Raw genomic sequence first — 15,340 nt, 5'->3', positions numbered from 1 at the left:
CGGACCGCGGGGCGGCGAGGGAGGCGCAGGGCATGAGTTCCGGTTCGGACGGCACGTTCGAGGCCAGCCCCGCCGCGATCCGGCGGGCGATCCAGAGCATGGAAGCCCTGCCCGCGCTCGCGAAGAGCATGCGCGAGCGCTTCGTCACCCGGGAACGCGACTTCACCGACTGGCCGGGGTGGACGGACGACTACGCCCGGCAGACCCGGCCCGGCTACGAGGAGAACAACCAGTACTGCCTGGACGTCGCGGACGGCCTCACGCTGGCCCTGACCGGACTGGTCGACGCCACGCGGGCCAATCTCCAGGAGATCGAGGACACCCAGCGGCAGTCCACGGAGTCCATCGAGGAATTCCGCCGCAAGACGTGGGGCGGACCGGGGGACGGCGACCCCGGACCGGGCTCCACCGGGAAACACTGAGTGGAGGAGATAAACTTCCCGCCGAACGTCCGCACCATGCTCTGGATCCTCCTCGGCGAAATGCCGTTGCAGGCCAGGGAGAACCTGGCGTGGGAAAGCCGGGAGCTGTACACGGAACTCGGCGGCGCGCTCCTCGACCTGCGCACCGCGATCCAGCGGTCCGTCCAGGACGCCGGTGCCGGACTTCCCCCGCGTGTCGCGCAGGCGTACATCCAGGGCCTTTCGCTGCTCACCGACGACGGCGGCCTGGACCGTCTCCAGCAGATGGTCGACCAGCTGGACGCCATCGCCTCGGGGCAGATCGACCGGTCGATCAAGATCCAGGGTTCCAAGTGGGAGATCATCTCCGAGATCCTGTCGCTCATCGCGGAGTTGGCGCTGCTGGCCGCCCTCGCGTACTTCACCGGTGGCACCTCGCTGCTCCAGGCGTTCTCGGCGCGGGCGCGCAGCAGGCTCGCGGTGCTGATCATCCTCCAGCGGCTCATCCGCATGAGCCATCTCGCGCCGAGCCTCACCGGTGCGCTGGAGGAGGCGTTCCAGACCCTCGCCGTCCAGCTCGCCCAGATCGGCCTGAACACGGGGCGGCGCCGGCCGAGCGGCGTCGACGGCGGGGCGGTGTGGAAGGCGGCGGCCTTCGGGGCCCTCACCGGGCTCTTCACGCAGTGGCTCGGCGGGGCCGGCGACTACCTCAAGAAGCTGATCAACACCAAGCTCTTCAACAACAACCCGTTCAAGAGCCCCCTCAGGAACGGCCCGTTCCCGCACTACACCAACAACGTCCAGCGGTACACGAACCACGCGATCGAGGTACCGACCGTCTTCGTCGTCACCGGTGTCGCCGAGTCGGCCGCCGAAGTCCTCATCAACGGTGTGTTCGACGGCACATGGGAGTTCAAGTGGGAGACGCTGGTCGGCAGCGGCACCAGCGGCGTCTTCGAGCATCTGGTGGGCGGCGGACTGGCCGCCGGCGGACTGGCCCTCCACTACAAGTTCACTCCCCTCCCGTACGGGAACGGGGGCGGCGGGGTCAACCGGTCGTCGGCGTACGACGGTTCGGAGAAGTCCGGCGGCGGCCACGGCGCTCCCCCCGCCGGTACGGGCCCGCTCACCCCCACGCCCGTACCGCCTCCCGTACCGCCCGTACCGCTGCCGACGGCCACCGCCAGGACCCCGCTCGTCGCGGCGCCGTCGCCGCGGGCCGTGCCGCGCGCGGCGTGGCAGGAGTGGCGGGACCACGCGACGGCCTCCCCGTTGTGGACCGAACGCTTCGACCCGGCTCTCGATCCCGGTCCGCTCCCGTGGGACTCCACCACCTTGCGCGGCGAGGCGACCCTCATCCGTACCTGGATCCAGCGGATCGAGGTCGCGCCCGGCCAATGGGTGCGCAACCTCTCCCTCCATCTGCCGGTCAGCTTCGGCACCGGCTTCGACCCGGCGGAACTGACGGCGTACCAGCGCCGGTTGCAGGGGCTGCTGGACACCCACTTCAACAACGGCCTGCTCCTGCCCGGCTCCGGTGACCAGCTGAACATCGACCTCACCCTCACCCCGGCCGCGGACCACCCGGAGGCCGTGCACCTCACCCGGACCGCCGACCCGGGACGCTCCGACCAGACCCACTTCCGCCTCCACCCGACGGACGGCGAAGGCGTCACGGACGAGATCCGTGAGAAGGACGACGCGACCGCGCTGCACGAGGTGCTCCACTACGCGGGACTCGGGGACCGGGGGCATGACGCCGAGTCGCTCTTCCGGCGGCTGGTCTCCCAGTCGGACGCGGAGGGCCTGATGGCGGAGTCCTCGAAGCTGCCCACGGGCGGGGTGCCGGTCGACTACCTGCGGACCATCGAGAACGTCACCGATTCAGGACCGGTGATACGGGACTTCCCGCTGAGCGCGCGTGTGGCCGAGGGAGCCCAGGACACGGCACTCACCCCACCCCCGGCGACGACGACCGCCGCCGCCCCGGCACGCCCGACCCCCGCGACCACCACCCCGGACCCGGCCAGGGACACCGACCCGGCCAGGACCCCGGATCCGGCCACGGCCGCGCTCCCGGACCCGGACCCGGACACGGACCCCGTCCTGCACTCCGACCCGGCCACGAACCCGGACCCGGCCCCCGACAACGCCGTACCCGGCGAGCCGCGGCCGCCGTCCGCCCCCGGTCCGCTCGTGGTCGCGGGACCGGACGGCGTCGCACTCCCCGGCACCCCAGGCCTTTCCGGTGTCGCCACCGACCCCTCCGTCACGCCCGCCCCTGCCCCAACTCCCGCGCGCGTCACGACCGCCGTCACCGCCACCGTGTCGGGCGTTCCCGCCGCGACGCCGCCCGTGACCGCGCCCCCCGCCACCACCTCCACCACCTCGACAGCGACCCCGCCGGCAGGCGCCACCCCGTCGGCGCCCCCACCCCCTCCCCGCCCGGTCACGGCCTCCGGCAACCCCGTGCACCCCAGGGACTGGCTCGCGCCCGCCGACGGCCCGCCCCGGCATCCGCCCTCGCACGCCCCCAAGGAGAAGGGCAAGGACGGCAAGGACGGCAAGGGCTCGAAGCGGTCGAAGGCCTCGTCGCCCCCGGGCAAGGGCCGCGGCCGGACGCTCGAAGTGCCGGGCCGGGAAGAGCGGTCGGACGGCCGCTCCTCCGTCTCCTCCGGACGTTCGCGGACGCACTCCACCTCGGACGCCATCCCGGACGACCTGCCGGCACGCGTGATCGTCACGGCCCCCGACGGCACGGTCGTCGTGGACCCGGAGCCCTCCGTGTTCGTCACCGGGTTCGGTTCGACGCGCGACGGCGCCCCCGGACTCGTCTCCGTCGGGCCGCTGTCCGAGGGGTCGGTCGCCGCGCTGAGGAAGCGGCTGGTGGCCGCGCTGCGGATCACCCGCGCGCAGGACCTCGCCGCCCTGGACGACCAGATCAACGCGGAGGTGCTGGCGGAGCACCTGCCGGCGCTCCTCAGCGAGGACGGCCACCGGATGACGTTCGACGTGGACGGCACCGACCACACCGTCGACGTACGGCTCGGCCTCGACTACGCCGGCCGGTCGAAGCGGTTCGGGGTGAACAACCCGAAGGACCCCGAACGCCGCGTGGAACGCCGGGCCATGGGATCGCAGAGCTCGGCGGACACCGCGGGGTCCGGCACCACCCGCACCGTCCCGATCGGATGGAGCGGTGGTTTCCCCGTCGTGGCGCTGCCCCTCACCGCCGTCCGCGCCTCCGTACAACTCGCCCTGACGCACAACCAGTTGTCGAACTCGACGACGATCACCGACAGCGTCCAGGTCGTGTCCTCGCAGCGCAGCAACGAGCAGTCGCAGGCGTTCGAGTACCAGACGTCCTGGAGCCTCCGCCTGCCGGAGGCGAACTCCCCGCTGCAGCCGGGGGTGGGAGCGCGGCCACGGGGAGAGGACATCGAGCTCAAGCGGCCGGGCGCTGGGGAGGGCTTCGGCGCCTGGCAGGACTCCGACCCCGCCCCGGCCACCGCGCCCCCCGCCACGAAGACCCCGCCCCCCACCCCGCCCCGCGCCACGGTCACCGTGTGGTTCCCCCAGCACCTGGTCGAGGACGAGGGCAATGTGCCGGACCCGAACGCCGAGGCGGACAAGCCGGCCGACCCGGACGACCTGCCGCTGTGGACCATCGACTCGCTGACCGAGCCGGGACGACTCGCCCGTGAGGTCAAGCGCGACTTCCAGCAGGAACTGAAGGATCTCGGCGAGGAGTCGCGGGGCGAGGTCGACGCCCTGCTGTCGGAGGCGAGCCAGCGCGGGAACGCACCGCTGATGCGCGACGGCATGTACTCCCCGGTGCTGCTGGACGCGAACGGCAACGCCCTCGGCATGCTCAAGGTGACCGTGGCGGTCGCCCCCGGCAGAGCCCTTCGCAGCAGCGTGAAGGGCAAGATCAACATGGAGAGCCACCTCGCGCACTCCCAGAAGCTGGGCATCGCGTCCAAGGTGACCAGCGGCGTCGCGCTCGACGGCTCCGTCACCTTCCCGATGACGGCCAGGAAGCCGGGGGAGACGGTGAACGCCAGCGGCGGCCCCACCGGCCGCGGCGGGCTCCTGTACCGCGAGTCCAGGAGCCTGGGGTCCGGAGCCGGTTCCGTGCTCCAGCACTCCGTACGCAGTAACGCCTCGCACCTGCTGACGGACGCCCGCCTGACGTACACCGTCGAGTTCGTACGCGCCCGGGGCGGCACGAGCGGCCCGCGGGTCTTCGGCGGCGGCAAGAACCCGCACCTGGGCCGCATGCGGATCCTGCGCGCCGCCGACGCCCGGGGCACCGCGCCCACGGCCGCCGAGACGCGCCGGCTGCCGCCCGAACTCGCCGAAGCACGCAGCATCGGGGTGTCGGCGAGTCCGCTGGCCGTGACCGGGACGGACGTGATGTTCGACCGCGCCGAGGCGTGGCTGCGGGAGCGCGGCTTCCTGCCACCGGAGCACCGGCAGAGCACCTGGTTCCCCGGGATCGACGAACCCCGCGCCCACGCCCAGCTGGTGAACCTGCGCCGCGTCCAGCAGGCCAGGTCCTCCATCGGCCGCCGGGCCGCGGCCGACTCGATCCTCGACGGCGGGTACGCCCTCTGGCTCGACGACCCGTCCATGATCGGTGGCGGGCGGGTCCAACTGCGGCTCTCGGGCCGCCGCGACCCCGAGCGCCTGCCGCGGCACACCAGGAGGCTCCCGGCCGTCCAGCTCATCAACTCGGTGTCCCTGGCCGCCGCGGGGGCCGAGCAGCGGTCGCAGACCCTGGGCCACTCGTTCGGGTTCGGTGGTTCCGGCAGCGGGCTCGTCGACAAGGCCAGGGGGTGGCTCGGCGGCGGCGCCGACTACCTGTTCGACTGGAACAGGACCCGGACCCTCACGACCGAGGACGGCATCGGCCACGACCAGTTGACCCTGAGCAGCGGCGGCCAGGCCGCCGAGGTCTTCGAGGTGCCGCTGCTCCTCGACCTCGACGTCTACGGCAACGACCCGCTCGTACCGCTGGAGCGGTTCGCCCGCGACCGGCCGGACCCGAAGGCGCCCCGGACCGACGAGGAGAACCCGGCGGATCCCCCCGGACCCGCCGACAGCCCGGGTGTCCCGGGCGTGCTGCGGATCGCCGTGCCCGAACACCGCACCCTCCACGCCGACCTGGACGTGAAGCCGCCGCCCGCCGCCGTCGTCCGCCCGGCGACCGCGCAGGACGAGGCCAGGCTCGCGCTCACGTCCGGCGGCGTCCCCCGCCCGGACGTCTTCCGGGTCCCCGGCGACGCCGTGATCGACGTCTTCGCGGGCTCCGGTGACCTGATCGGCCTGTGGGACCGGATCCTCGCCGTGCTGCCCCACCGGATACCCGACCCGAGGAACACCGGTTTCGGCCGGACGGAGAGCGGCATCGTCGGACTGGCGGCCGCGGTCCTGCGCGGCACCACCGGCCTGATGATCGGCCCGCCCCCTCGCGACCAGGGCTCCCTGGCCTCCGAGACCCTGCGGGTGGGTCAGGCGCCCGGTCAGTTGCTCGCGCACGGCCACCAACTCCTCGGCGGCAGCTACGTGCTGGAGGGCCTGAGCCTGCCCGGCCTGGGCCTCGACCACGACTTCTCGGTGGAACTGAGGGCGTACGCGCACCGCCCCGCCCTGGTCGTCGACCTGGACCCGGACCAGGGGACCCCGCCGGAAGGGACCGCGCCGGAAGGGGCCCCGCAGGACGGCACCGCACCGCCCTCGACCGGTGCGAAGAAGCAGCGGACGCGGCCCGTCGCGCTCGACCAGTACCAGGAATCCGCGACCGCCTCCCTCGCCGCCGAGACGCGGGAGGTACGGACCGTCTCCGGCCACAGGGTCGTCGGCGCCCTGAGCGGACGGAAGAACGAGCCGGACTCCCACGCGGAGTCGTTCACCGTCGCGCCCAACCTCGCCGAGGCCCTCCAGCGGCACACCGAGGAGGCCGACGGATTCCGGTCCCACACCACCCAGAGCAGGGTCGCCACCGAGAGCAACCGCCAGTACCGGCTGCGCGCCGACGTCACCGTACTCATGACGATCCGGCACGGGCGGCGCAACGTGCTCGTGAACCTGGTCCGGCTCGGGCCGGGGGAGAGCGTCGTGCTGGCCGTCGATCTCGCACAGGCCCTCCAACTGCTGGTCACCACCCGGCAGATCCGCGCCAACGCCGCCTGGTTCGCGGGCATGGAAGGCCTGGAGGACATCCTCGGCGCACCCGACCCGGCGCTCGCCGGGCCCCGGCCCGCGCTCCCCGAACGGTTCGTCCGCAGCCGGCGGATCGGTGTCGGTACGGTGCTCGACCTCGTCCCCCTCGCCCCGCCGCCCCCGGCCACCCCCGCGCCAGAGCCCGCCGCTCCCGCCTCGAAGACGGCCACCCCGGCGCCGAAGGCGATCACCCCCGCCTCGAAGACGGCCACCCCCGGCTCGAAGTCCGACACCCCCGACGACTCGCGCAATCCGCTGTACGACAGCCTCGTCCGCCAGGTGGAACGGGAGGCCCCCGGGGTGCTCACCCCCGGCAACGGCTCCTACCTGCCCGGCGTCCACTCCCGTATCGCGCATCTCGCCTCCGTCGGAGGTCTGCGGTCCCTGCCCGCCCGGGGGCCCGACGACCCGAGGACCCTCCACTTCGTCTACGTCGCGGACGGCGGCGCCCGGCTGGTGGAGATCACGCTGTCCGCCCGGCCCCGGGCCACCGCCGCGGACCTGCGCACCCTGCGGGGACGTACGACCGCCCCGGGCACCGGGCTGGAGAACGCCACCGTCCATGGCCCGAAGGGCGTCACGCACAACGACACCACCTCCCGCTCGCAGTCCACCGCCCTCACCCTCCTCACCCGCAAGCCGGACGCCGTCGACGCCCTGGCCGGTGACCGCACCGGCCCCGCCGTGGGGGCCGGCCGCCGACAGAGCCGGGGAATCACGCGGACGAGCGCCTGGGAGGACCGCTTCTGGCTGCGCACCGACCACGTGGCGGACTTCGACGTCGACTACGTCGTGACCAGCGCCCTGCGGTCGGTGCCGCTGGCCGAGTGGCCGCTCAACCTCCCCGGCGGTGTGATCGCCGGCGGCCTCGCCTCCTGGCGGGAGAGCGCGGACTTCGTGACCTGGTGGGCGGGCGCCGACTGGTCGTCCTGGCTGGCGAAGACGTTCTACGGCCGCGCACCGGCCCCCGTGGACATCCCCTACCGGGCCACGCTGCGCTTCGTCGCGGGCGAGTCCCCGGCGGGCCCCGAGGCGCTGCCGGGGACCGACGACGACCCGAGGACCGACCCGGCCGCGCCGACCGGGCCCGTAGAGTTCACCGTGCACCCCACGGACCCGGCCCGGGGCGTCACCTCCGGTCCGTACAGCGGTCCGCAACTCGTCCTCACCGAGGCCCTGGTGGCCCACGAGTTCCCCGGCCACGAGAAGCTCCGGCAGGCCCTCACCGAGCTGGGCCTGAAGTCGGAGAACCCGGCCGCCACGGAGGAGAACGCGGCGGTCCGGCTCGGCGAGTACATCCACTACGGCAGGAGCGCCGTCTCCTCCCGGCTCGGATCGCGCGCGGACCGCGACTCCGTCCGGATCACCCGCCTCTACAACCCGCGCCCGGTCACCGCCAGTGGCGACGTCACCATGGACCGGGTCAGCCAGGGCGGCACCAGCGTCTCCTCCTCGACGTCCACCGCCCAGTTGCCCGCCCTCTCCGTCACCGTGGGCCTGCCCGCGCCGGGCGGCCCCCGCCAGCGGATGGCCCTCGGCATCCCGCTGAGCGCGGCGCGTCCCGTCGCCTCCGCCCAGTCGGCCGCGCTGAGCAGCACCGCCCGCGAGTGGCTGAAGGTCGGCATCACCAGCGTCTCCGCGGACGACCGGGGGGTGCGCAGTTACGTCGCCGAGGTCGACGTCGTGATCGAACTGGGCCGGGGCGCGAAGCGCCGGTTCGTGGCGGGCCGTACCACCGCGCGGCTCACGGAACGGGACCTCCTCGGGCACGGCGTGACCCCGGCGCGCACCGACCCGGGGGTCTACGACCTCCGCTCGATGCTGCGCGAACAGGGCGCTCCCGCCGGGGAGGACTGGACCGCCCACCCGCTCGCGGACCTGCCCGGCGCCGTCGCGGCCGGGCTGCACCCCGACGACAAACGCGTGCAGCTCTGGCTGGCGACCGGACCGGGGAACCGCACCGATCCCGACGGGGTGCCCGAGGTCGCCCGCGCGCTCTACACGGCTTCCCGGGCCGCCCAACTCTCCCACCGGTCGGTGGAGTTGATGCTGCGCACCGAACAGGGCCACCAGCGCTGGCTGTTCGACTCCGACGGCGAGCTGAGCGACGCGGATGCCGGGACCGGGCGCCTCTGGGAGACGTTCGCCGACGCCGTCAACCGGCACGCGGTGGCCGCGCTGCGGCAGTTCTCGCTCAAGCAGGACGAGGACGGCAGGCTGACCGTCCGGTACGACGAGGCCACCGCCCACCGCGACACGCTGACCGCACAGTTGGCGACGGACACCACCACGCTGGCGGAGGCGGAACAACTGCTCCTGCGGCGTACGGCGCAGGAGGCGCTGGCCGTCGCGGTGGCGGACCGCACCGTCGCGGGGCGGAACCGGGACGCCGCGCGGCTGCGCGCCGACGGGGCGGAGAAGGCGCGCGTGGCCGCCGTCGCCGCCCGGCGGGTGGCCGAAGCGCCGTACCTCGCGGCCGAGCGGCGGAGGGACGCCGCCGACGTCCGGATACGGGAGGCCGCGGCGCTCCTGGCGGAGGCGGCGGACGACGCGGCGACGGCCGCCGCCCGGAGCGCGGAGCGGGCGGCCCGCGCGGCCCGGCAGAACGCCCGGCAGGCGATGGACGACGCGCTCCCGGCGTTGACGAAGGCCGACGAGGCGCTGGAGGAGGCCGAGCGCGCGGTCGGGACCGCCCGGGGGCTCCGGGCCGCCGCGGACATCGCCCTGGCGGAGGCGGAGACCGCGGCCACCGCCGCGGACCTGGCCCTGACGCCGATGGTGCCGGACGCCGACGCGCGGGCACGCGCCGCCGCCGTCGGTCCGGAGCGGGCCGCCCGGCTGCTGGCCGAGGCCACGGAGGCGCGCAGGACCGCGGACGAGAGCCTGGACACCACCCGTACCCGTCTCGCCGCCTCCCTGACGTCCGTCGGGGAGGCGCAGGGCGCGCTGGACGGCGTCAGGAAACAGCAGGCGGAGCAGGCGGCCGCGCAGCGGGTCGCGGCGGGCGCCCTCGGCCGGGCCGGCACCCTCCTGTTCGCCGGGGGCCGGGAGAGCGCGGACCACGACGTGCGGGTACCGGTCAGCTCCAGGACCGCTCGGGAGGGTCCCGGCATGGACGGCCGGGAGAACGTACTGCGCAGACGGCGGACGAAGGACGTGACCGAGCCGGCGCGGTCCGCTTCCGGCAGGAGCGGCGAGCTCAAGGGCGGCATCCCCAAGGACGGGACGGTCAAGGGCGGGACGGTCAAGGACACGTCGGGCCGTGGCAAGGAGAAGTCCGGCGACCGGTCCAAGGACACCGGCAAGAGCAAGGACAAGAGGCAGGACAAGGACAAGAGCACGTCCAAGGACCCGGGCACGGTCAAGGGCAAGGAGACCGGCAAGGGCAAGGAGACCGGCAAGAAGCCGGGCAACGACACCGGCAAGGACGCGGGCAGGACGAGGCGCCAACCGCCGCTGCCCTCGGGCCCCGGCCTCGCCCTGAGCCCGGACGACCCTTCCGTGGCGGACCAGTTGAGCCCCCAGCAGCGGCAGGCGCTGCGTGACGAGGACCGGCACGTCCAGCCCGTGCCGCGGGACGGCGACTGCCTGCTGCACTCCCTGATCGGGACCGCCCCGGACCTCTTCCGCGGGGCCGACGGCGCGGTCCCGACACCCCGGGCCCTGCGCCGCCGTCTCGCCGCCGCCTTCCGCGCCGACATCGGGCGCCCGGCCCACCTCCAGACCGTGATCACCCCGCTCGCCTACCAGTTGATGGCCGGCATCGCCGAGGACCGCGTCCGCTCCGCGATGGCGGGGCTGCCCGGGCTGCCGAGCAACAGCGCGGACCTCGCCGCCGAACGGCAGAGCAGGATCGACACCGAGCTGGCGACCCTGCTGACGCACGGTCTGGACGGGCAGGAACTCGGCAGGATCGCCGACAGCATCGAGACCTCCGGCAACTACGACAACGCGGCGGGCGACATCACCCTGCCCCTCGCCACCCTCGTCTTCGGCTTCACGGCCCTGGTGATCAACCACACCGGGGCCTATCCGGTGGGGCACGGCGCGGGTCCGCTGCTCCCGCTGGTCCGTCAGGACCGGTACACCGGCAGGTCCGACCACTGGATGGCCACCTCCCCGGCCCCGGCCGCCGTCACCGGTACGAACGGCGGCGACGGTACGACCCCCGACCTGACCCTGCACCCGGCCCCGCCCGCCCCCGTCGGGACCCCCGCGACCCAGGATGCCGCCGCGGCCCCGGCACCCGTCGTGGTCCCCGAGCCGGTGGAACCCCCTGACTCCGCGGCCCTGGTCCGGAGCCTCCTCGCCGCCGGGCCCGCCGCGCTGCGGGACACGCTGCCGCTGATGCCGCCCGGCCACCTCCGCTGGCTCGCCTCGCACCCCCCGCTGATCAGAGGACTGCGGGCGGCCCTCTCCGCGGCCGATCTCGCGGCGGTCGCGGCCCGGTTGCTGCTGGTGGTGCCGGACGGCGTCGCCCGCCCGGTGTCGGCGCGCGCCGCCGCGTACACCTGGGCGGAACCGCTGCTCGGCGACCCGGCGACGGTCGAGCGGCTGCTGCTGAGCGGGGCGAAGGTCGTGGTCCTGCCGCAGGGCGCCCCGCTGACGGCGCTGAGTTCCTTCGCCGCCTACCACGGCGGACAGGCCGGGCCGGGGAACCGTTCTGTGGGCGAACTGCGGGGCGCCACCGCCGGGTTGACGGCTGCCGTACCGGAGGAGAACCTCCTCGGTGAGCGGACCCCGGTCGGCCCGTCGGCCCACCAGGAGGAGGGATACTCCAGCGCCACCCACGAGATCGCGCACCTGATCCACCTCCAGGGTCTCTCCGAGGACGACCGCCGGACGATCGAGCGCCTCTACCGCGAGAAGCGGGACCGGGGCCCCGACGAGGAGTGGCCCGACGGCGTGCGCCGCGACCTCGACGGAGCCGAGGCCGACAACTACGCGTCCACGGACGCGTACGAATACTTCGCCCAGGCCAGCAACGCCTATCTCGGCACCAACCACGGCACCGACCGGGCCACCGGACGCCCGCGCCACAACGGGCCCGACCTGGTCCGGCGGCACGATCCGGCCCTCGTACCCCTCCTGGAACGCCTGTACGGCACCGACCCGGCGGCCCGCCGGCCGGAGCGGGACGCCAACCCCGTATCGGCGACCGACGCCGACAACGCCCGCTACGAGGCCTTCCGGGACTTCACCCGCGCCACCGGCCTGGACACCCCGGACCTGGACGCGGCCCCTGACCCTGCCCCCGACCCGCCGCTCGTCGATCCCACCGGGACCGCGCAAGGACCACCGCCGGCGCCCCCGCTGCCGACATCCCCGCAGTCGGCGCCCCCGCTCCTGGCGGCCCCGCAGCCGGCCGACGCGATCAGCCCCGAGCGCCGCCAGGCGGCCGTCGACTGGCTCGACGCCCTGTGGGGAGCCGCGAGAGCGGCGCTGCCAGAGGCGGAGCGGGCCGCCTTCGACCAGGCCGCCATGGTCCGCAAGGTCCTCCACCTGGCCCCGGACGCACCCTGGCAGGCGCACTTCCAGGAGGCCTCCTCCCTGGCCCTGGCCGCCATGGACGCGGGCGTACGGAGCGTGGCGGGGCTCGCCGCGCTCCACCTCGTACGGCGCGGCGTCATGGGGACCGGCAGCCGGTTCCACGTCGTGGCCGGCAGCTCCCCGGGCCGTTCCTGGCGGGGCCCCGCCGTACCGGCTCCGGTCATGACGGACCGTTACGAACGTGTGGGCCAGGACCAGGCCGGCGCGGGCCGGCCGGGACCCTGGCGCGCGTCCCCCTACGTGATCTCCGCGCTCGGCGGCCACGACCACGTCGTGATCACCGGTCCCGACCTCACGCGCTACCGGATGGACGCGGAGGAGTTCGCCGAACTCCTGGCGCTGGACCCCGAACTGGCCGCGCAGGACCCCTCGGTGCCCCTCCTGCTCGTCGTGCCGGGGGCCGGGGACCGCGGGCTGGAAATGGTCCGGCTGCTCGCCGCCAGGACCGGCCGGGTGGTCTGGGCCTTCAGCGAGGAGGTCAGCCTGGGCGTGAACATGGCCGCGCAGCAGTACAAGATCCAGACCATGGACCTGAACCCGGCGGCGGGGCAGTGGATCAGGGTCGGGCCCGGCGACCTGGCCCACGCGGGCCCGCCCGGCGCCGTACGCACCCGGGACGGCCGGCTCGTCCCGGACCGGGAGATCCTCAGCCGCACCTTCGTCGTCGACGGAGTCCCGGTGGGCCGCGCCGTGTTCAGCGCGAAGGAGCTGGCCTCGCGGCGGTCCGGCAACTGGCGGATGCCGGAGGTCCGGGATTCGGTCCACGCCGACCCCGTCACCCACCGCGAGATCGGCCGGGTGACCGTCCCGTGGTACGGCCGCGAGGTCTACTTCTGGTCGATGCACGGGGCGCCCGGCGCGAGCTCCCTCTACGACTCCGCGAGCCGCTCGGCCCTCGTGGACGGCCCCGAGCAGGGCCGGCTGCTGCGCCGGCGTCCCAGCGTGGCCAAGCTCCCGCCTGACGTCCCCATCGTGTTTCTCACCTGCTGGGGCACCGCCGTCGCGGGACCGGACGGCGTGATGAACCTGGGCACGTTCAACCTGGGCACCCGGACCCCCTTCGTCCACGACCCCTGGGGCCACGTCTCCCAGGCACAGGCCGCGTCCAACGCCGCCCGCCGCAGGATGTACGCGGCGGAACGGACCACCTTCTTCGGGGAACTGGGCGGACCGCACCACGGGATCTACACCGACACCGAGGGCACGGTCGGTACGTGGAGCGAGGTGCGGCCCGAACCGGAGGACGCCGAGCTGGACGTCCTCGCGGAGATCGCGGGCCTGGGGCGCGCCGGTGACGGGCGCGGCGCGGACCCGGGCTGGCGGCGGGAGCGGGTGCTGCGCCTGGTACGGGGGCTGCGGCAGACGTTCGGGGTGTCCGTGGAGGACGACCTCGCCGACCCGGCCGGCACCTACCGGGGCCTGCTGCGCGGGATCGGCGCGCTGGAGGTCATGACGTTCGGCGACCCGCTCCTCCGGCACCACGACGGGCTCGACGCCCGCCTCCTGGAGCGGCTCACCCGGTCCCGGCTCGGCATCGACCGCCCCCGCGACGCGCCCCCGACCGCGGACGAGTACCGGAGGGTGCTGGAGGAGGCGGGTCCCTGGGCCGCCGCGCATCCCGGCGAGGGACTCACCGGCTTCACCGAACTGCCCGATCTCGTCCGGGTCGGCGGCGCGCTCACCGACGGCGGCGAGGCGCTGGAACGGACCGTCCTGGGCATCGCGGCCCAGGTGCCGGTCACCGCGGAGATGCGCCGGCGGGTCGTGTGGGGGCTGGTCTCGGTCGGCGAGGTCCTGCGCACGGCGTCCATGGCACCGGCCGCGCTGGCCGCCCGGGTGCTGCACCTCGAAGGCACGACACCCCCCGAACCGATGGTCCAGAGCCGGCTTCTCGTCAACCTCGTCGCGGGAGCCTCCGCGTACGGCCTCGATCCCTTCGACCCGGACCAGCTCGGCGCGTACCACCTGGCCGTCAACGGGATGCTCGGCCCCGCCCACGCCGTGCGCTCGGCGCGGGGCGACCTGCTGGCACGCGACTGGACGGCCGGCCGTCAGGGTACGGGCCCGCTCGCGACCGACGGGTACACGGTGGTCGACGGCGCGGACTCCAGCACCGAGCGCCGCACCGCGCCCTGGCCGCCCCCCGGCCCGGAGGGGAACGGCCGGGCGGTCTTCGTCGCGATCGACGTACGGGAGGACGGCCGGGCCCTGATGCCCTGGCCCGACGGCTCGTTCCGGCCCGTGCCCGTCGCGGAGGTCTCCGCGCTGCTCACGCTCGACCGCGAGATGACCCAACACCCCCTGGACGAACCGCTGGTCCTCCTCGGCCGGACCGGCGACCGCGCCGCACTGGCCACCGCGCTCGCCGCCCGCCGCGCCCTCGCCAGGACCGTGTACCGGGCCGTCCTGCCGGCCGGTCTGGTCCCCGCCCCGCTGGGCGGCCGGACCGTCGCCCTGCTCAAGGATCCGCAACGGCCCACCACGGGCCGGGAGAACGAGTGGCTGACCACCACCCCGCCGGACCTTCCCGGGCCCGCCGGGGCGGCCTCCGTGAACGACACCAACCAAAACGACACCAACCAAAACGACACCGACCAAGGCGCCGAAGTCCGCGCTCCCGCGCCCCCGTTCGTCCTGGACGGGACGCGGGGCGAGGACCTCCTGCGGCAACTCGCCGCCGCGCCGGCCCGGCCGGGCTCCTGGGCGTCCGCCCCCTCCGCCGGATCGACCACCCCGGACACCGAGGCCGTACGGGAGCTGCTGGCCGGCGTCCCGGCCGAGCTGGTGCCCGACCTGCCCGGGGAGAGCCTCGTCGCGCCGGACGTCATGTTCGACGAGGACGAACTCCGGCGGGCCGGCATCACGCTGACCCTGAAGCAGCGGACGCAGGCCGTGCTCCAGAACGGCCGCCTCGCCGCCGGAGACCTGGAACTGAGCCGGTACGACGCGTTCCGGCTGCTGCTGCTGCTGCTGACCCGGCCGGACGCGGGGGGCGACGCCTACCTGCGGACCCTCGCCGAGGTGGCGGCCCGGCGCCTGGGGCTGACCCTCGTGCTGACCGGCCCGGGCGGCGACAGGAGCACGTTCGGCCCCGACGGCCCCCTGATCACGCCGGAACCGGCCCCGACCGGTACCGACCCGCCCGACCCACAGGAACGGTGACC

At 74.5% G+C, this 15,340-nt stretch carries 2 protein-coding genes; both read left to right on the top strand.

Annotation, left to right across the window (positions count from 1 at the left end):
- Positions 1 to 32 precede the first annotated feature (32 nt).
- The gene (locus tag HA039_RS06880) at positions 33 to 422 is read left to right on the top strand and encodes a hypothetical protein (RefSeq protein WP_167025304.1); all 390 of its coding nucleotides are present in this window, start codon (positions 33 to 35) and stop codon (positions 420 to 422) included.
- A complete protein-coding gene (locus HA039_RS06875; RefSeq protein ID WP_167025301.1) occupies positions 423 to 15,338 on the top strand; it encodes a lonely Cys domain-containing protein in 14,916 nt (4,971 codons plus the stop codon).
- The last annotated feature ends 2 nt before the right edge of the window (positions 15,339 to 15,340 follow it).

This window comes from Streptomyces liangshanensis (assembly GCF_011694815.1).
In the GTDB taxonomy this organism is placed as follows: Bacteria; Actinomycetota; Actinomycetes; order Streptomycetales; family Streptomycetaceae; genus Streptomyces; species Streptomyces liangshanensis.
Note: the sequence above shows the minus strand (reverse complement) of the source record. Positions and strands in the feature narration are given on the sequence as shown.

Bases quoted from the DNA above. Each gene is read 5' to 3' on its own strand.
- HA039_RS06880 (WP_167025304.1), top strand. From the start codon at position 33: ATGAGTTCCGGTTCGGACGGCACGTTCGAGGCCAGCCCCGCCGCGATC.